This window comes from Mycobacterium sp. NPDC048908 (genome assembly GCF_043197955.1).
Taxonomy (GTDB): Bacteria; Actinomycetota; Actinomycetes; order Mycobacteriales; family Mycobacteriaceae; genus Mycobacterium.
The window spans coordinates 226,844-245,747 of the sequence record NZ_JBICUE010000007.1 but is presented as its reverse complement, the minus strand read 5'-3'; the positions used below and the strand labels follow the sequence as shown (position 1 = coordinate 245,747).

Here is an 18,904-nt window from a genome sequence, read left to right as displayed (position 1 = left end):
GTGCGGGCCCCGTCTGATCCCGCCGCTTGTTCGACGGGGGTGTGTGTGCCGGTCAGGGCGAATCCTCCTCAAGACACAGCAGTGAAGCTGTGGGTAAACCTTCGCGGATCGGGCGGTGCTTCGCAAGCGATTCCGCAACGAATTTACATTTTTACAATGGAATCCTTCGTCACGGGCCCTCTGGACCGAGAAAATCCGCGGAATGGGGCGTCGTCCGCCATCGCCTGACCGCTGGGGGCAGGCTGACAGGGAGCGCCGGTGCGCCCCCAGTTTCCCAGCCCTGCACCATGTCGTCGGGGAAACCGCCGACACCGTTTACCTGATGTGCATCGCCGGGTAGTGCTGGAAGATGGCAAAGGTTGATGTGGCGGTGTCGTCGAGTCTGAGTCCGGAGAAAGCCTGGGCGTTGGCGTCTGACCTGGGTCGCTTCGAGGAGTGGCTGACCATCTTCAACGGCTGGCGCAGCGAGGTTCCGTCCCAGCTCGAGGTGGGTTCGTGTGTGTCGTCCTGCATCAAGGTCAAGGGCGTTCGTAACGTGATCCACTGGCGAATCACCCGCTACGACGAGCCAAAGCTGATCGAGATGGTCGGTCGCGGCCGACCCGGCATCCGCATCGGCCTGTGCATTCACGTGGTCGACGATGATCCGGGCACGACGTTCCGCGTGGTTGCCGACCTGTCCGGCGGCGTGCTGAACACGCCAGTGGGGAACTTCGTGGCGAAGCTCATCCGCAACGACGTGCGCAAGTCCGTTGAGAATCTCGCCGCCCTCGGTTAACCCCATTCGTGGTTCATGGCACGAGATTCGTAGCGCGCCTCGACGGATTCGATGGTCGCACGCCGCGGACGTGAGAACGCGATCAACACCATCGCCAGGGCGGCGGTGATCGCACCCCCCGCGAAGATGGCCACGAAGCTGCTCTCCATCGGCACGCCGTTGACGGAGCGACCGAGCAGCACCGCGACGACGGCTGCGGCCAGCGCGCTGCCGACGGTCCTCGCGATCGCGTTCATGCTGGTGGCGATCCCCGTCTCGGCTGCGCCGACCTCCGCGACCACCAGTGCGGGCAGCGCCCCGTAGCCAAGGCTGATGTACGCGTTGGCCAGAATGCCTGCCGCAATGATCTGCCATGGCGCATCGTGGGCCAGCGCGATGAACACAAAGCCGGCGATCCCCGCGACGGCTGCCACCATCAACACCGGACCGGCGCCGAACCGGTCGATGAACCGGCCGCTCGCCAGCGCCACCAGGAAGCCGGTCAGTGCGCCGGGCAAGAGATAGACGACGCTGGCCTGAAGTACGGTCGCCCCGAAGCCGTATCCCGCTGCGTCATGCGAGATCTGGACGAATTGGGTGAGACCGAGGAACGCGAAGTACAGGCCCATGCCGACGAACACGGTCGCCAGGTTGGTGAGCATGATCGGTCGGCGGGTCATCATCCGGGTTGATACCAAGGGCTGGCTGGCGCGACGTTCCCACCACCACCAACCGCAGAGCACCACCCCGCCGCCCGCCGCGCAACTGATCGTCGGGGCCGACGTCCATCCCCATGAGTGACCCTGCGTGATCGCCAGCAACACCGCCGAAAGGCCGGTGGCCAACCCGAACGCGCCGAGCCAGTCGATTGTCCCGGTCGCGGCGCGCTCGCGGGCGGGCACGACGAACACCGCGATCGCGATGACGACGACCGTGAACGCCGTGGTGAGCCAGAAGACCCGGTGATATCCGGCCTGCCCGCTCATCAGCAGGCCGACCACCACCAGACCCGTGCCGCCACCGAACCCCAACGTGCCCGATAGCACCGACATCGCCGAGCCCATCCGGTCGTCGGGCAGTTCTTCGCGAAGGATCGCGATACTGATCGGATACAGGCCGTACGACGCGGCCTGCAGCACGCGCGCGACGACCAGCAGGGCCAGCGACGTCGTGGTGGCCGCCAGGATCGAACCGGCGAGCACCACGATCAGCACGATCAACAGCACCCTTTTCTTGCTGTGCAGGTCGGCCAGTCGACCGATCAACGGGGTGGCCGCAGCGGCGGCGAGAAGGTTCGCGGTGACGGCCCAACTGGCCGCGACCATGGAGACGCTGAGTTGGTTGGCGATGACGCCGAGCACCGGTACGACGGCGGTCTGCAGCACGGCGACGGTCAGCACCACGATTGACAGGCCGGGGATGAGCAGTCCGGCTCTGGCGCCGCCGCCGAGGGCGGACCGCTTCACCTCGGTCTCGACCACGGCCCTGCTCCATCGTCGGCTCATCTTCGGCTCTCGCATTATGTCCCGTTGCCCCATCGCGCCTCGTCCCGCCACCCGGCGTTCGGCCGAAGTGCGGGTAGTCCAGCAGCGTCAGCAACCGGTCATGCGGAAGAGCAGGAGAGCGGTGGCCGTCGCGGCCGACCATGTCGTCGTTGACCACAAGCGCGTTGAGTACCGCTTCCTCGACGGCCTGCACGACCGCGGTGTAGAGGTCGTCCATGCGGCCCCACGGGACGAATCTGAGCGTGCCGAACTCGTCGTCATCAACCGGTCCGACAGGAAACGCGCTGGCCAATCCGGGCACATCAGCTGTCGAGAAGGCAAGGAAGATGTCTCCGGAGAAGTGGCTGCCCGTCGTTCCCGTGCGCGCCAGACCCAGCGGAACACGACGGGCGACCGCCTTGCACTGGCCGGGCAACAGTGGTGCATCGGTGGCCACGATCGCGATAACGGACCCCGCGCCCGGCGGCGGTTTGAGGCCGAGCTCCACCTCGAACCAGTCGCCGGCCATCGGATTGTCGTCGAGTAGCCGTGGACCGACGTGGGTTCCGGCAACGGTCAATTCAGCTCGCGCACCGAAGTTCGCCTGGACGAACGCTGCGACGGTGAACGTCGTGGACCCGTAACCGACGCGCCGCGACGCGGTGCCGTTGCCGCCCTTGAACTCGTAGCAGTTCATCCCGGTCCCGCCGCCGACGGACCCCTCGGCCACCGGTCCCCCCGCGGCCGCGTCGAGCGCGGCCTCGACATGTTCGATCGTGACGTGGCCGGCGTTGATGTCGTTGAGGTAGCCGTCCCACGTCTCGGCGCACACAGGCAACAGCCATTGGCGAGCCAGCCGCGGATTGATCCGGTTGACCCAGCTGACGACGCCGCTGTGGCAGGCGCCGATCGCGTGCGTATTCGAAAGCAGCACAGGCAAATTGAATGCTCCGGCTTCATCGATCCACGTCGTCCCGGTCATCTCGCCGTTGCCGTTCAGCGAATACCAGCCCGCCGCGCACGGTCGGCCGACGCCGTCGCGGCCGCGCGGCAGGATCGCGGTGACGCCGGTGCGCACCGACGCGCCGTCGATCAGCGTCGTCGTCCCGACGGCGACGCCCTCGACGTCGGTGATCGCGTTGAGCGGCCCGGGTTCGCCGGGCAGGCCGATGCCCAGCCCTCGGGCGCGTGGCCGGCCATCCGTGGTGTGGGTCATGGTCACCGGGCGATCCTCTCAACCGTCGTGATCGAATGGAGCAATGAGCGCGCTGTCCGAACCGACCTTCGCAGGCCACCGACCCGCGGCCGCAGGGGATCTATCCGTCGAGACGCACGGCATCGCGCCGATCCCGGAGGATCAGCGATACGGTTCGCCGGTCCGGCTGTTCACAGTATGGTTCGCGCCCCAGGTCAACATGACCGGCGTTTTCACAGGTGCGCTGGCGATCGTGCTGGGGTTGGGCTTCTGGCTTGGTCTGCTGGCGATGGTGATCGGCACGGTGCTCGGCTCGCTGGTGGTCGGCTATCTGTCGACGTGGGGCCCGCGCACGGGCACAGGACAGCTGCCCAACTCGCGAATGGCGTTCGGTGGCGCGGTGGTGTTGCCTGCGGTGCTGCAGTGGCTGGGCACCATCGCGTGGGATGCCCTGGTCGGTTTGTTCGGTGGGCAGGCGTTGTCCCTGTTGGTCGGCGTGCCGTTCTGGCTCGCGGTGTTGATCGTGCTCGCCGTGCAGGCGGCGGTGGGATTCTTCGGCTACGAAGTGATCCACCGTATGCAGGCGGTGCTGACCGTGGTGCTGTTCGTGACGTTCGTGGTGTTCGCGGTGAAACTCATCAGCGGAGAGGACATCATCACGCCTGCGGCTTTTCAGGGCGCCGACCTCGCGGGCGCGTTCGTGCTCGAGGTGACCATCGCGTTCAGCCTCGCGGTGTCATGGGCTACTTATGCCGCCGATTTCAGCCGCTACCTGCCCGCCGACTCGTCGCGGGCGCGGGTCTTCGGTTTCACGTTCGCCGGAATCGTGTTGGCATACACGTTCATCCAGGCGATCGGCATTGCCGCGGGCGACGTGGTCTCCGACCAGACGGCCGAGGGGGTGCGGTCGGTGATGGGCGGCGGTCTGCTGGGTGGGCTGGCCTTGTTGATCATCGTGCTGGCGTCCATCGGCTCCGGGGTGATGAACGACTACAGCGGTTCGCTCGCGCTACAGACGATCGGGGTCAAGGTGCGGCGGCCGGTATCGGCCTTGATCGTTGCGGCCCTGGCGTATCCGCTGATTCTGTGGATCAATCACGTCGACACGGCAGCCCGATTCCAGGCAGTGCTGCTGTTGGTGAGCTACTGGATCCCGGCCTTCGTGTCGATCGTGGTGATCGACTGGGTGCTGCGCGTCAAGGGCAGGGCGAGCATCAACCCGGCCGAGGAAACGACCCGCCGTCGGGATGCGGTGGTCGCGGTGATCGTCTTCGTGCTGGCGTACATCGCAGCGATTCCTTTCATGAACACATCGCTGTTCGAAGGGCCTGTCGCCATGGCCTGGCACGGTGCCGACATCGCGTACTTCGTCAACATCGTCGTCGCGGCGGTGCTCTACGGCGGCTACCGCTGGCTGTCGCGGCCGTCGAACCGTCAGCGCGGCTAAATGTGTTTCACCCCGCGTGTCACCGCTTGCAGCTTGTCGGGGTTGGCGACGTTGTGAACCGTGGCGATGCGACCGTCCGCGTCAAGGTCGACGGTGAGGGTGGCGATGACCCGACCGGCGCCGGTCAACAGGATGCCCGGTCCGCCGTTGATGTCGACCACTTCGGCTGCCATATCGCTGATTTCGACACCCTCGTACGGGCGCTGACTGGCCCCGGCGATCCATCGCGCGACGTTGTCGATACCCGAGATCGGACGTATCGCCTGGCGGACCTTGCCTCCGCCGTCGGTCCACAGCGTCACCTCAGGCGCAAGCAGTTCCATCAGTGAGTTGATGTCGCCGCCGGTGATCGCGGCGAAGAAGCGCTCGGTGGCTTGACGCTTCTTGGCGCGATCGGTTTCGAACCGTGGACGTCGCGCCCGGATGTGTTCACGGGCCCGGTGAGCCGCTTGCCGCACTGCGGATTCCGACCGCTCGACGGCGTCGCCGATTTCGGCGTAACTGAAGTCGAACACCTCCTTGAGCACGAACACCGCGCGCTCCAGAGGGCTCAGGGTCTCGAGCACGACGAGCATCGCCATCGACACCGATTCGGCGGTAGCGACGTTGTCGGACGCGTCGGCCTGCGTGAGGATCGGCTCGGGAAGCCAAGGCCCCACATACGTTTCGCGCTGGTGCCGGGTGGAACGAAGCCGCTCCATCGACAGATTGGAAATGATGCGGGCCAGATAAGCCTTCGGATCGGATACCCGCGAGCGGTCGTTGGCCGACCACTTGAACCACGCGTCCTGGACGACGTCTTCGGCGTCCGCTGCCGAGCCGAGGATCCGGTAGGCGATCGAGAACAACAGGGTCCTGTGGTCGGCGAACGTCTGCTGGTCGGATGTCATCTCGTTGACCGGCCGCCGCGTCGCCACGTCGCCGCCCCGAGGGCGGGCAGCACCTTGAGCAGTCGATATGTGGTCCATGGGCTGGAACTCACCGTTTCTTTGTACGCGACCGCGTACCGGCCCGCCAAGTAGAACCGGCCGGGGCTGTCGTCCGCGTGGGTGAATTGGATGACGCCGTCATGGCGTCCCAGGCTGACCGGTTGATGCACGTAGCCGAAGCGGAACCGCTTGGGCTGCTTGCCTTTGAGTTCGCGGGTGATCGACGCGGCCGCGTGCAGCGCGGTCGGGATGCCGCTCTGACAGGTGCCGTGCATGACCCCGTAACCCTGCCGGATGGCGGCGGCGTCGCCGACCGCGTAGACGTTGGGATGGGATATGGATCGTAGTGACTCGTCGGTCACTATGCGTCCACGGTCGTCGACGTCGAAGCCCGCGGCCGCGGCAATCGGGGACACCCGCACACCCGTCGTCCACAACACCGCCTGGGCGGCGACGACCTCGCCATCGTCGAGCGCGACGCCGTCAGACATCACCTTGACGATTTCGACACCGGAGCGTATTCGCACTCCTAGCCGGTCAAGGCCGGCGTGCAACCGGGTCCGCGCCTTGTCGCCCATCATGGCTCCTGGCAGCTGCCTGCTCAGCAGGATGACATCGAGTTCGGGATGTTGCTCAGCGATTTCGGCCGCGGACTCGACTCCGGTCAGTCCGCCGCCCGCCACCACCACGGTGCCGTTGGCGAGACGGTCCAAGTGGCAGGCAAGAAGCGACGCGTCCTGTGCACTGTTGAGCGTGTAAGCGAATTCCTCTACGCCGGGCACGGTTTCGGTGTCGGTGACGCTACCAAGCGCGAATACCAGTGTGTCGTAGTGCAATATGTCGGTGTCGTCGACGCGCACCGTCTGCGTGTCGGCGTCGACACCGGTCACCCAGCCCTCGACGAAGTCGACGCCGGTGCCGTCCAGTTGAGCGGGGATTTGCAGGTCGGCCAGCGCCTGTCCGGAGGCAATCTGGTGTAGACGCAGTCGTTCGGTGAACTGGGTCTGCGGGTTGACGATGGTGATGTGGACGTCGTCACGATGTTTGAGTCGGCCCACGAGGCCCGCGGTCGCGGCCATGCCGGCGTACCCAGCGCCGAGAATCAGGATCTCGTTCATGTTCTGCCTTCCGTGTCGGCGGTTGATGAACAGGAGACGCGAGACGGGGCGCGATTCGTGACATCGACTCCGGGGTAAATACGGTCATGCAACCAAAGGCACTGGTCAGCACCGTTGGAGCTGTCCTCCTCACCGGGACGGTCGGCGGTTTGGCGAGCCGGCCCGCACAGTCGGGTTGGTATGCCCGTCTGAAGAAGCCGAGTTTCCAGCCGCCGCGCCAGGTTTTTCCGATCGTGTGGCCGCTGCTGTATGCCGATATCGCCGCCGTGTCGGCGTCGACGCTGGATCACCTGCGCGCCCGCGACCCCGGGCAGGCCCGCACGTTCGCGGGGTTGCTCGGCGCGAATCTTGTGCTGAACGCGAGTTGGTCGTGGTTGTTCTTCAACCGCCGACGGCTCGGCACCTCGGCCGTCGCGGCCGCGGCCTTGACGGCGAGCAGCGCCGACCTCACCCGGCGCGCGGTCGCGGTGCGCGGCCCTGCGGCGGGCGCGCTTGTCGCCTACCCGGTGTGGTGCGCCTTCGCGACGCTGCTGTCCACGCGCATCTGGCAGCTGAACCGCGGCCGGTGAGAGCTCAGTAGCGCGGAAAAGCGCCCCGGCGAGCTCCGGTGAAACGGGTCATCTCGGTGTCCTCGCCTGCGACCATGGGAATGCGTCCACCGTGGTGCGGGAGGTGTGAGGCATGGCCAGACGGCTCGTGGCGTATGTCCTCTCGGTGTTGTTGATCTCGGTCGCAGCGTGTTCGGGAGGCGACAACACGGCAACATCGACCCGATCGAGTCCGTCCAGCGGCCCGCCCCGCGCGACGGTAGCCCTCGTCACCCATCAATCGCCCGGTGACACGTTTTGGGATCTCGTTCGCCGTGGCGCCGAGGCGGCCGCCGTCAAGGACAACGTCGATCTGCAGTATTCGCACGATCCGAGTTCGGCGGCCCAAGCCGATCTCGTGCGGTCGGCCGTGCGCGCGAAGGTGTCGGGCATCGCCGTCACACTCGCCGACCCTGTGGTGATGGGGCCCGCGGTACAGGAGGCGACGCGAGCCGGGATTCCAGTGGTGGCGCTCAATTCCGGGATCCGGGCCTGGAAACCGCTGGCGGTGATGGAATATTTCGGTCAAGACGAGATGATCGCCGGCCGTGCGGCAGGTGAGCGCTTCACCAATGAAGAAGCGAAGAACGCGCTGTGTGTGGTCCATGAGCCGGGTCACGTCGGACTCGAAGCCCGATGCGAAGGATTGGCAGAGGCATTCGCGGGAAAGACCCAGAAGCTTGAAGTCGACGGTGTAGACAGGTCCACTGTCAAGTCGGCTGTGGCCGCACGTCTGCATGAGGACTTCAGCATCGACCGCATACTCACCCTCGGCGCCCCGGTGGCGTTGGCGGCGTTGGAGGCGGTCGCCGAGGCGAACAGCTACGCCAAGGTGGCGACGTTCGATACCGACGCCGGGGTCGTCGATGCGATCAAGAACGGCATGATCGAATGGGCGATCGATCAACAGCCTTTCCTGCAGGGCTATCTCGCGGTCGACTCGTTGTGGTTGTACTTCACCAACAAGAATGTGATCGGCGGCGGTCAATCCACGTTGACGGGGCCGTCGTTCGTCGACGAGACCAACATCAACTCGGTGGCAGACCTCGCCCGGGCCGGTACGCGCTGAGCCGACGTGACCGTCATCTTTCTCACCGGCGATGTGATGACCGGGCGCGGGATCGATCAACTGCTACCGCGGCCCGGGGACCCCGTACTGCGCGAACGTGTGGTCAGCGATGCGCGGAGATACATCACGCTGGCCGAACGGGTCAACGGCCCGATCCCCGCACCAATCGACTACGCGTGGCCCTGGGGGGAAGCGGTGGAGATCGTGGACCAGTTCGCTCCCGACGTTCGATTGCTCAACCTGGAGACCAGTATCACCACGTCCAACGACTTCGCGCCTGCCAAGGCAGTGCACTACCGGATGCATCCGTACAACATCGATTGCTTGACCGCGATTCATCCGGACGTCTGCATGCTGGCCAACAACCATGTCCTCGACTTCGGGCATCGGGGACTGGCAGACACGTTACGGGTCATCGCAAACGCCGGAATACGCAGTGTTGGTGCAGGATTGGATGCCGAGCAGGCTTGGCGCCCCGTTGTCGTCTCTGGTGTGGTGATCGCGGGATGCGGAATGGGATCCAGCGGCATCCCGCGTGCCTGGGCCGCGACGGGTGAGCGCCCCGGCGTCGCATTCGTTCCGGAGAGTTCCGACGACGCTGCCGATCTGATCGCCGCGCGCGTGCTGGAACTGCGACGGCCGGGTGAGGTGGCGGTGGTGTCGATACATTGGGGGTCGAACTGGGGTTACGACGTCAGCGAGGCCCAGATCCGCTTCGCGCACAGGTTGATTGACGCCGGTCTGGACGTGGTGCACGGCCATTCGTCGCATCACCCGCGGCCGATCGAGTGGTACCGAGGGAAACTGATCACGTACGGCTGCGGTGACATCATCGACGATTACGAAGGCATCGCCATGTACGAGTCGTACCGGCACGACCTGCGACTGCTGTACTTTGCTTCGGCCCAGGAATGCGCGCTGCGCATGGTTCCCATGCGGATGCGACGGATGCGCCTCGAGCGTGCACCAGAATCAGATGCCGAGTGGCTGCGGACGAACCTGACGGAGATCAGCCAACGGTTCGGCACCAGCGTCGAACGCGCAGCCGACGGCGTGCTCGTCACAGTCGGTTAGCTTTACGAATGGCTAGTACAGTACTGTACGTTCGTAAATCTGGTCTGCCGGGATGAGGAGGTGGCCGGCGAGGTGAAGGCGGTCATGGCGGGCGCGGTGGGCGGCGTACGTCTCGACGACGACGCAGTGCGTGAACATCTTGCAGACGCCGGGCGTCGCACACTGGGGCTGCGCACGCCTCGGCGCACCTGAGGCAATCATCAGTTCGGACAACCGATTCGGAAGGACACGATATGAAGACGGCAGTCGTCACCGGGGGCGGCTCTGGCATCGGGCGGGCGGTCGCGGATCGGCTGCGCGCCGACGGTTATCACGTCGCCACCATCGACGTTAACCCCTCCGAAGACGAGTTCGCCCAGACCGCCGACGTGACCGATCGCGCACAAGTCGAGTCGGCATTTTTTGCTGTGCGTTCGCAGCTGGGACCAGTGACCATTCTGGTCAACGCCGCCGGACTGGACGGGTTCAAGCGATTTGTCGACATCACCTTCGCCGAGTGGCAGAAGGTGATCGACGTCAATCTGAACGGGGTGTTTCATTGCACGCAGGCGGTATTGCCCGACATGATCGCCGCCGGCTGGGGCCGCATCGTCAACATCTCGTCGTCGAGCACCCATTCCGGAACACCCCACATGTCGCACTACGTCGCCGCGAAGTCGGCGGTCAACGGTCTGACCAAGTCGCTGGCGTTGGAGTACGGGCCTGCCGGCATCACCGTCAACGCGGTGCCGCCAGGCTTCATCGACATGCCGATGCTGCGCAGCGCTGAGGCCCGCGGCACCATCCGCGATGTGCAGGCGACCATCGACGCCACACCGGTCCGCCGGATGGGCAGACCCGAAGACATCGCCGCCGCTTGCGCCTTCCTGGTCTCCGATGAGGCCGGCTACATCACCGGCCAAATCCTCGGCGTCAACGGTGGCCGCAACACGTAGCAGGTCGGGCGCTGTGCGACGATGATCGGATGCCGAAGCAACCGGCGCATTTCGCTCTGACAGAGGGCGGCGCTTTCATGCCGACGCCATTCGCGCAGAGCCATTGGGGCGACGATCACCTCAATGGTCCTGCCGTCGTCGGATTGGCTGCGCGGGAACTCGAAAAGCAGCTGGGCGCACCCGGATTCATGCCAGCTCGGTTCACTGCGGATCTGTTTCGAGCCCGCAATGTGCCGACGACGATCGATGTCCGGGTGGTGCGGGACGGCCGACGGGTGCGCACAGCGGAATGCGATGTGCTGCAGGATGGCCGACCGGTTACGCGTGCAACACTTGTGCAGTACCGGCGGTCGTCGGCCCCGCCCGGCCGCGAGTGGACCCCGCCGATGGCGCTTCCGCAACCGCCGACGCCGGACGATTCGATCCTTCCGTTCGTCGGCAGCGACGAGGCGGGATGGACCAGGTCGCCCGCCGCCCATCAGAACGGCTCTCGGAAGTGCTTTTTCAACGACGGAATCAACGTGGTTGAGGGCGAGGGGAACTCGGCATTCGTCCGGGCCGTCATGGTCGCCGAGTCGACGAGTCTGGTCACCAACCTCGGCACCAGGGGCATCGGTTACATCAACGGTGACCTGACAGCTGCGTTGGCGCGGTTGCCCGTCGACAAATGGATTGCGTTACAAGCAGACTCGCACTGGACCGCCGACGGCATTTCGGTCGGCACGGCGACGCTGTTCGACTCTGGCGGTGCGTTCGGTTCAGGTATGGTCACCGCGGTCGCCAATCCGGCAGCGCAAATTGATTTTTCAACTCGCTCAACGCCGGTGGCGGGCCTCAATTACGAGTAGCTGTTGCCTCAGCACCAGCCCGCGCAGCCCGGCTTGTCGCTTTCGCCGAGGGAGTTGCGTTCGGTGGGTTTCCGCGGCACCGGTGCCACGCTGATGGGAGAACGGGTCACTGGCGTGGGCGCCTTGGCGGTGGGCTCCGGCGCGGGACGCGTCCAGTACGGCTCGTCGTATGTCGGCGCACTTCCACCGTCTTGCGGGGACGGCGGTGGAGAAGGTGGCGGTGGCGCTGGCGCTGGCGGTGGTGTCGGCGGTGGCACGTTGATCGGCGTCGAGGCGGCGGTGGTGGGACTGGGCTGCGGGGTCGCGGGCCGGGGTGCAACGGATGTGGACGGGCCGGGGGCGGGTGAGGAGTTGTCGGGCAGGACGAGCACGGCGATCGGCACAATCAGGGCGGCCGCCGCGACGACGAGCAGTGCCACAGCCGCCTGCTTGGTCCGATACCACGGCCTCGGAGGGGGCCGGAAGGTCAATGTGCTGCTGCCCGACGCGCGAAGCTGGCCGTTGATCGTCCAGGTGGACACGGTCGGATTCGTCCTGGCGGGGGCGGGCGGCGAGGGGGCCTCGAAGCGATTCGGCCGCACGGGCGTGACCGGTTCGCGTGGGGGAGCAGACACCTCGTCCACGTATGTCGGGTCAGCGACCCGCTCACCGCCGAACCACCCGTCGTTCTCATACGGGTCGTCCCGCCGGTACTCGAAGCCCAAACCCGGCGGGGCTTCGCGCTCAGTCACACCCCGATGCTAACGGTGTGGTCCACTGACCTATCGAAACGTTGGTCTGTCAGACGGATTCGATGGAGGTCAGTACGCGCCGACCACAACTTCCTCATCAGTGCGTTTCCTGCCCAGACTGCGCAGAGATTGGCCGACGCGGGCGGCCGCTGTCAACGCCTCGCTCGTCCCGTGCGGACGGCCGAAATGAAGCAGCAGCGTGGCACGAAGGGCGCCGGATTGGCATGGCATGTTCCCGTGCAGACTGCGATAACCCCAGAACAAGTAGGCGTTTCCGATTTCCATGTCGACCCTGTGCAGTTTTTCGAGCTTGCTCACAATTTGCTTGCGATAGAAATTACATTGCCCGACGGCTTTGTCGACGATGTTCGTGAGAACAAAACGCCGGAAAGGCCGCTTGTTGAACAGACCCACTAATTCGCCCGCGTTTCCGGGTGGGGCTTGGGGCAGAAAGATGGGCACGACCATTGTCACAATGCTGGCGTCGTAGTGAAACCAGAACGCATCGCCTTCGCCGCGCGGTCCGGCAATAATTCGCAGCGCGGAACCGGTGAGTTGCAAAGTGGCGGGTTCATCAGGGAAGCGGGTGCGCACGATGTCGGTCAGTAGTGACGCCGCCGACGGGCTGTCGGTGAGAACCTTTGCAGCGCTGCGCTCGTCATTCTGAGGTGACCGGATGAAGTGATCGCGGACCCCGTGAGTTCGAAGCCGATCTTCGACATCTGCGCGGGCGTGCGCCAGCCATTCTCGAGGAACGGCATTCGGCAGGCATACCACGGCTGTCTCGTCCAACTGGTCGGCGACTTCATGAGGGTCGCGATACTCGTAATCGGCTGCATCATCGTCGCAGCAGTATAGGTGCGGATGAATTGTGGTTCGCAGACGGACCTCATATGTTGCGTGGGCTAATCGTGACCAATTGTCTTTCGACCACCATGCCGTCACGTGACGCAAGACCGTAAGCCACCACGAATCTTCAATCGATTCAGCCCATGCTGATCGTCCGCGGCGTAAATTCCCTGGCGCGGGACATCCCGTCGTGCAAGGAGCCGAGATGGGTTACGTCAGCTACGTCGGCAGGGTGGGGGCGCTGGCAGTCGCGCTGGGGGTCGGGATCGCGGTCGGAACGATGCCCGGCGTCGCGGTCGCGGAACCAGGCGGTTCGGCCACCGATTCGGTGTCGAACACGTTGGATTCACCCGTCCCGAAGAAAGAACCGAAGAAGAAACCATCCCGTCCGGCCGTGGTGGTCAACGGACCCGCATCGGCGGACGGCGACAGGTCCTCCGGTGCGAATCAGTCCACCGATGCGGATACGAGCGCCGGTCCGCCGAGTGGACACCGCGATACCACCGGGACCGCCGTCGATCAAAGAGACGACACGCCGATTGCGACGAAGAATTCGCCGCGCAAGACCCGCGTGGACGAGACGAGCAAGAAATCATCGCCTAGCGCATCACCGTCGAGCGCCGTAATCCACCACGTCCACGCCGAATCGACAACCACCACGTCAAAACCAGAGCAGCCCAGCGCCTTTCGGGCAGCGACAACAGCACCGAATCCGGCCAAGCCGACGAACACGCTGAGCGCTCCTGTCATTTCGCCAGTGACGGTGGTCTCCCCGATAACCCAGACGACCGCTTCGCACGTCGACCCGCCCACGTTCAGCGGGCCGCTCACCCCGCTGAACATCGTGACAGAGGTGGTTTCCAGCCTTCTTGGTTGGGTTGGCCGGGCCCCGTCGATGACGGCCAGTCCTCTTGCCCCGCTTCAAGAACCGGTGCTGTGGGCCATGTTGGCGTGGGTGCGCCGCGAGATCGAACAGACGCTGCTGACCCTCGCGCCCGCGGCCAATGTCCAGCACGTACCCGCGCTCACGGTTCAGGGCCCCAATCTGCTGGTCAACCCTGGCGCCGAACTCGGCGATCCGTCACTGTCGGGATACAGTTCCGTGACCGTGCCGGGTTGGACGGTGACTGGTACCCCGACCGTCATCGAGTACGGCACGCCACGCCGGTTCCCATGGCCCACCGCCTCGCCGGGCCCGACCTTCCCGGCCTTTCTCGGATTCCCCACCGTGGCCAGCGCGCCGCCCGACAGCGGCGAGCAATTCTTCGGCGGCGGCCCCGTCGCGACATCCACGCTCAGCCAGACGGTCGATCTCCGCGCCGCCGCCACCGAAATCGACAGTGGTGTAGTTCCTTACGCGCTGGGCGGTGACTTCGGTGGCTTCACCGTCGATCCGTCGGCGGCCTCGCTGCGCGTCGAGTTCCTCGATGCCAACGGGGCAACGCTGAGCAGCGCCAGGATCCGCCCGGTGGGTGTGCTCGATCGCTTCTTCCAGACCCGATTCCTCGAACGTGAGATCGCAGGCACCGTTCCGATCGGCGCACGCAGTGCGCGTGTGGTCGTGACGCTGACGGACCTCAATCCGGTGCTCGGCCATTACAACAACGCCTACGCCGACAACGTTTTCTTCAAAGTCGACTCGGCGAACCTCGTCCCTGCGACTCTCACTGCACCGGAGCCGAACGTAGGCCAACTCGATCACGTGTTCATGGTGTACATGGAGAACAAGGGCTTCGCCGACATCGTCGGCAGCCGCAACGCCCCGTACCTGAACAGTCTCATCCAGCAGTATGGATTCGCATCGAATTACTATGCGCCGACCCATCCGAGCGACCCGAATTACTATCCGATCATCGGCGGTTCGGACTTCGGGTTCAACTACAACTGCCCGGCGGACTGTTTCGACCCTGCGTTGAACCTCGCCGACAACATCGAGTTGGCCCACAAGACCTGGGCCGGCTACATGGAAGGTGGCGGCGGCTACAGCACGCCCACCGACCGGTTGCCGTTCCTGGCCTTCCATGACATCTACGACGACCCGGCCCGCGTCGAGGGCCACCTGTTCGACCTGTCGGAGATGGCGGGAGATCTCGTCGTTCCCAGCGCGGCTCCTGACTTCGTGTGGTTCGCCGCGGACGACGCGACCAACATGGAGGGCCCCACGGATACCCTCAGCGGCATCATCCAATGGGCGTTGAGTCAGCTCACGCCGACTTTCCTTGGTGGGCACCAATACAACGTGGCGGCAGGCGACGCATGGCTCGCGGAGACACTGCCGATCATCATGAACTCGAACACCTGGAACGACCCGAACGAGAAGAGCGCGATCTTTTTGACCTTCGACGAGGACTACAACAACATCTCGTTGGGCATCGGTAACGAAGGCAATCACATCGTCACCGTCGTCATCCCGTCCCCGGGCGCGGTCGCAGGCGGGATGCGGCCGGGGCCGTTCATCGCAGATGATCGCTACGACCACTACAGCCTGCTGCGAACAATCGAGGTGTCACTCGGACTTCCACCGTTGACGAACAACGATCGCTATGCGCAACCCATGAACGAATTCTGGACGTAGAACGCCGACGTACGATCCCGGTGTGACCAGCCCGTCCCCGGATGCGCAGCGGCTTCGTGACCTCAAACTGTTGCGCCGCGTCCGCGACCGGATGGACCGTGAGTATGCTCAACCGTTGAACGTCGAGGCGCTGGCGCGCGGTGTGAACATGTCGGCCGGGCACCTGTCCCGGCAGTTCAAACTCGCCTACGGGGAATCGCCGTATTCGTACTTGATGACGCGGCGCATCGAACGCGCGATGGCGCTGCTCCGACAGGGTGACATGAGCGTCACCGAGGTCTGCTTCGCGGTCGGATGCTCGTCGTTGGGCACGTTCAGCACTCGCTTCACCGAATTGGTCGGCATCACGCCGAGCGCGTACCGGGACCAGGCCTCACGTGCGGCAGGCGCACTTCCGTCGTGCGTGGAGAAACAAGTCACCAGACCGATCAGGAATCGAGAAGCCCCGGCCGTGCGGCTGCACATAACCTAAGTCCCCATGGACATCACCATTCACTCCAGCATGTTGCCGCTCGACGACCCGGAAGAGTCGTTGGCGTTCTATCGCGACACCCTCGGCTTCGAGGTCCGCCTCGACGTCGGCAACGGCAAGATGCGATGGATCACGGTAGGGCCCCCGAGCCAGCCCGATACGAACGTCGTTTTGTACCCACCGACGGCGACCCCCGGCCTCACCGACGACGAGCGCCGGGTGATCACCGAGATGATGGCCAAGGGCACCTTCGGCACGCTTCTGCTGGCCACCAAGGACCTGGATGGCACTTTCGAGCAGATCCAGGCCAGCGATGTCGAGGTGGTCCAGGAGCCGACCGAGCAGCCGTACGGGGTTCGTGACTGCGCGCTACGCGACCCCGCAGGCAACATGGTCCGCATCCAGGAGCTGCGCTAGCACATGGGGAACGCGAAGTCGCCGGCCGTGCACGCCGCGGACAGCCACGAGGTGATCCGCGTGCACGGCGCCCGCGAAAACAACCTCAAGGATGTCGACGTCGAATTGCCGAAGCGTCGGCTGACGGTGTTCACCGGCGTATCGGGTTCAGGTAAGAGCTCGCTGGTGTTCGACACGATCGCCGCGGAATCGCAGCGGTTGATCAACGAGACCTACAGCGCGTTCGTGCAAGGGTTCATGCCGACGCTGGCGCGGCCCGACGTCGACGTACTGGAGGGGCTGACCACCGCGATCGTCGTTGGTCAGGAGCGGTTGGGCACCGACCCCCGCTCCACCGTCGGGACCGCCACCGACGCCAACGCCATGCTGCGCATCCTGTTCAGCAGGCTCGGCAAGCCGCACATCGGTTCGCCGCAGGCCTTCTCCTTCAACGTCGCCTCGATCAGCGGCGCGGGCGCGGTGACATTCGAGCGAGGCGGCAAGACCGTCAAGGAGCGCCGCGATTTCAGCATCACCGGCGGGATGTGCCCACGATGCGAGGGTCGCGGCGCGGTCAACGACTTCGATCTGACCGCGCTGTACGACGAGAGCAAGTCGCTCAACGACGGTGCGCTGACCATCCCGGGCTACAGCATGGACGGGTGGTACGGCCGGATCTATCGCGGCTGCGGATTCTTCGATCCGGACAAGCCGGTTCGCGAATACACGAAGAAGGAACTCGACGCCCTTCTGTACAAGGAGCCGACCAAGATCAAGGTCGACGGCGTCAACCTGACCTACTCGGGGCTCATCCCGACGATCCAGAAGTCGATGCTGTCCAAGGACGTCGACGCGATGCAACCGCACATTCGTGCCTTCGTCGAGCGGGCGGTGACATTCACGACTTGTTCAGCGTGTGACGGCACCCGGCTGTCGGAACTGGCCCGATCGTCCAAAATCGACGAGATCAGCATCGCGGATGCGTGTGCGATGCAGATCAATGATCTCGCCGAGTGGGTCAAGGGTGTGGATGCGCCATCGGTGGCGCCGCTGTTGACGGCGCTTCAGCACAGCCTCGACTCGTTCGTCCAGATCGGGCTGGGGTACCTGTCGCTCGACCGCCCCGCGGGCACGTTGTCGGGCGGTGAGGCGCAGCGCGTGAAGATGGTGCGCCATCTCGGTTCGTCGCTGACCGACATCAGCTACGTCTTCGACGAGCCGACGATCGGCCTACACCCGCACGACATCCAGCGGATGAACGACCTTCTGCTGCAACTTCGGGACAAGGGCAACACCGTGCTGGTCGTCGAGCACAAGCCCGAGGCGATCGCGATCGCTGACCACGTGGTCGACCTCGGTCCAGGGGCGGGTGCGGCGGGCGGTGAGGTGGTGTTCCAGGGCACCGTGGCCGAGCTGAGGAAAAGCGACACCCTCACCGGAAGGCACCTCGACGACCGGGCAGCGTTGAAGCAGAGCACGCGAAAGCCGAACGGCGCGTTGCAGATTCGCGCCGATAACACCCACAATTTGCAGAGCGTCGACGTCGACATCCCGCTGGGGGTGCTGGTCGTGGTTACCGGCGTCGCGGGCTCGGGCAAGAGTTCGTTGATCCATGGTTCCGTGGCGGGCAGGGCCGGCGTGGTGGCGATGGACCAGACGCCGATCCGTGGCTCCCGACGGAGTAATCCGGCGACCTACACCGGACTGCTGGAACCGATACGTAAAGCGTTCGCGAAGGAAAACGGCGTGAAGCCGGCACTGTTCAGCGCCAACTCCGAAGGCGCCTGCCCGAACTGCAATGGCGCCGGCGTGATCTACACCGATCTGGCGATGATGGCCGGCGTCGCGATTACCTGTGACGTGTGCGAGGGCAAGCGGTTCGACGCGACGGTGCTGGAGTACAAGTTCGGCGGGCGTGACATCAGCGAGGTGCTGACAATGTCGGTTGCCGACGCGTTGAGTTTCTTCGCCGACGCAGATACCAAAGTGCCTGCGGCGCATAGGGTTCTGGTCCGGCTGGCCGACGTCGGGCTGGGTTATCTGACGTTGGGGCAGCCGCTCACCACGTTGTCCGGTGGTGAGCGGCAACGGCTCAAGCTCGCGACGCAGATGGCCGACAAGGAGGACATCTACATCCTCGATGAGCCGACCAGCGGCCTGCACCTCGCGGACGTCGAACAGTTGCTCGCTCTGCTGGATCGTCTTGTCGACGCGGGTAAGTCGGTGATCGTCATCGAACATCACCAAGCGGTGATGGCACACGCGGACTGGATCATCGACCTCGGCCCCGGCGCCGGGCACGACGGCGGACGCATCGTGTTCGAGGGCACGCCGGCCGATCTGGTCGCCGATCGTTCGACGCTGACCGGCGAGCACCTGGCGGCGTACGTCGGTTGATCGGTCGGGCCAGCGAGTCCCGCGGTGAGTAAGTAGGCTCC

Annotated in this window: 16 protein-coding genes and 1 pseudogene; 11 read left to right on the top strand and 6 right to left on the bottom strand. The window is 65.0% G+C overall.

Features of this window, described 5'->3' with window-relative positions; all coding sequences use genetic code 11:
• Positions 1–349: 349 nt before the first annotated feature.
• Positions 350–778, top strand: coding sequence for an SRPBCC family protein (locus ACGFK1_RS20095; RefSeq protein ID WP_393432984.1), 429 nt, complete (start codon positions 350–352; stop codon positions 776–778).
• On the opposite strand, the gene ACGFK1_RS20090 is transcribed toward ACGFK1_RS20095, so the two are convergent.
• Both ACGFK1_RS20090 and ACGFK1_RS20085 read right to left on the bottom strand, forming a co-directional pair.
• Complete coding sequence (locus ACGFK1_RS20090; RefSeq protein ID WP_393432981.1) at positions 775–2,238, bottom strand: MFS transporter; 1,464 nt, start codon at positions 2,236–2,238, stop codon at positions 775–777. The genes ACGFK1_RS20095 and ACGFK1_RS20090 overlap by 4 nt on opposite strands.
• A gap of 202 nt (positions 2,239–2,440) precedes the next feature.
• A pseudogene (locus tag ACGFK1_RS20085) lies at positions 2,441–3,457 on the bottom strand (P1 family peptidase); the annotation flags it as partial.
• Between the two features lie 43 nt (positions 3,458–3,500).
• On the opposite strand from ACGFK1_RS20085, the gene ACGFK1_RS20080 reads away from it, so the two are divergent.
• The gene (locus tag ACGFK1_RS20080; RefSeq protein ID WP_393432979.1) at positions 3,501–4,883 is read left to right on the top strand and encodes a purine-cytosine permease family protein; all 1,383 of its coding nucleotides are present in this window, start codon (positions 3,501–3,503) and stop codon (positions 4,881–4,883) included.
• Here ACGFK1_RS20080 and ACGFK1_RS20075 read toward each other — a convergent pair.
• Together ACGFK1_RS20075 and ACGFK1_RS20070 are read right to left on the bottom strand one after the other, a co-directional pair.
• A complete protein-coding gene (locus tag ACGFK1_RS20075) occupies positions 4,880–5,773 on the bottom strand; it encodes an RNA polymerase sigma-70 factor (RefSeq protein ID WP_393432977.1) in 894 nt (297 codons plus the stop codon). The two genes, ACGFK1_RS20080 and ACGFK1_RS20075, sit on opposite strands and share 4 nt — an antisense overlap.
• A complete protein-coding gene (locus ACGFK1_RS20070) occupies positions 5,770–6,930 on the bottom strand; it encodes an NAD(P)/FAD-dependent oxidoreductase (RefSeq protein ID WP_393432975.1) in 1,161 nt (386 codons plus the stop codon). Before ACGFK1_RS20070 ends, ACGFK1_RS20075 begins: the two co-directional genes overlap by 4 nt.
• 86 nt (positions 6,931–7,016) lie before the next feature.
• Here ACGFK1_RS20070 and ACGFK1_RS20065 point away from each other — a divergent pair, with 86 nt between their 5' ends.
• The 5 genes from ACGFK1_RS20065 to ACGFK1_RS20045 all read left to right on the top strand — a co-directional run bounded on the left by ACGFK1_RS20065 (position 7,017) and on the right by ACGFK1_RS20045 (position 11,443).
• The gene (locus ACGFK1_RS20065) at positions 7,017–7,499 is read left to right on the top strand and encodes a TspO/MBR family protein (protein ID WP_393432972.1); all 483 of its coding nucleotides are present in this window, start codon (positions 7,017–7,019) and stop codon (positions 7,497–7,499) included.
• 112 nt (positions 7,500–7,611) lie between these two features.
• The gene (locus ACGFK1_RS20060) at positions 7,612–8,586 is read left to right on the top strand and encodes a substrate-binding domain-containing protein (RefSeq protein ID WP_393432969.1); all 975 of its coding nucleotides are present in this window, start codon (positions 7,612–7,614) and stop codon (positions 8,584–8,586) included.
• Positions 8,587–8,592: 6 nt separating this feature from the next.
• Entirely contained in the window at positions 8,593–9,660 is a 1,068-nt protein-coding gene (locus tag ACGFK1_RS20055; protein ID WP_393432966.1) for a CapA family protein, read from the top strand.
• A 233-nt stretch (positions 9,661–9,893) separates the two neighbouring features.
• Complete coding sequence (locus ACGFK1_RS20050) at positions 9,894–10,595, top strand: SDR family NAD(P)-dependent oxidoreductase (RefSeq protein WP_393432963.1); 702 nt, start codon at positions 9,894–9,896, stop codon at positions 10,593–10,595.
• Between the two features lie 29 nt (positions 10,596–10,624).
• On the top strand, positions 10,625–11,443 hold the full coding sequence (locus ACGFK1_RS20045) for an acyl-CoA thioesterase domain-containing protein (RefSeq protein WP_393432959.1): 819 nt from the start codon (positions 10,625–10,627) through the stop codon (positions 11,441–11,443).
• Between the two features lie 8 nt (positions 11,444–11,451).
• Here the strand turns inward: ACGFK1_RS20045 and ACGFK1_RS20040 are convergent, their stop codons facing one another.
• Positions 11,452–12,174, bottom strand: coding sequence for a hypothetical protein (locus tag ACGFK1_RS20040; RefSeq protein ID WP_393432956.1), 723 nt, complete (start codon positions 12,172–12,174; stop codon positions 11,452–11,454).
• A 69-nt stretch (positions 12,175–12,243) separates the two neighbouring features.
• On the bottom strand, positions 12,244–13,119 hold the full coding sequence (locus tag ACGFK1_RS20035) for a hypothetical protein (protein WP_393432953.1): 876 nt from the start codon (positions 13,117–13,119) through the stop codon (positions 12,244–12,246).
• 109 nt (positions 13,120–13,228) lie between these two features.
• Here ACGFK1_RS20035 and ACGFK1_RS20030 point away from each other — a divergent pair, with 109 nt between their 5' ends.
• From ACGFK1_RS20030 to ACGFK1_RS20015, 4 genes are all read left to right on the top strand, one after another.
• Positions 13,229–15,598, top strand: a complete 2,370-nt coding sequence (locus ACGFK1_RS20030) for an alkaline phosphatase family protein (RefSeq protein WP_393432950.1) — start codon at positions 13,229–13,231, stop codon at positions 15,596–15,598.
• 91 nt (positions 15,599–15,689) lie between these two features.
• Entirely contained in the window at positions 15,690–16,070 is a 381-nt protein-coding gene (locus tag ACGFK1_RS20025) for a helix-turn-helix transcriptional regulator (protein WP_393433204.1), read from the top strand.
• A 6-nt stretch (positions 16,071–16,076) separates the two neighbouring features.
• On the top strand, positions 16,077–16,487 hold the full coding sequence (locus ACGFK1_RS20020) for a VOC family protein (RefSeq protein ID WP_393432947.1): 411 nt from the start codon (positions 16,077–16,079) through the stop codon (positions 16,485–16,487).
• A 3-nt stretch (positions 16,488–16,490) separates the two neighbouring features.
• Positions 16,491–18,863, top strand: a complete 2,373-nt coding sequence (locus ACGFK1_RS20015) for an ATP-binding cassette domain-containing protein (protein WP_393432944.1) — start codon at positions 16,491–16,493, stop codon at positions 18,861–18,863.
• Positions 18,864–18,904 lie beyond the last annotated feature (41 nt).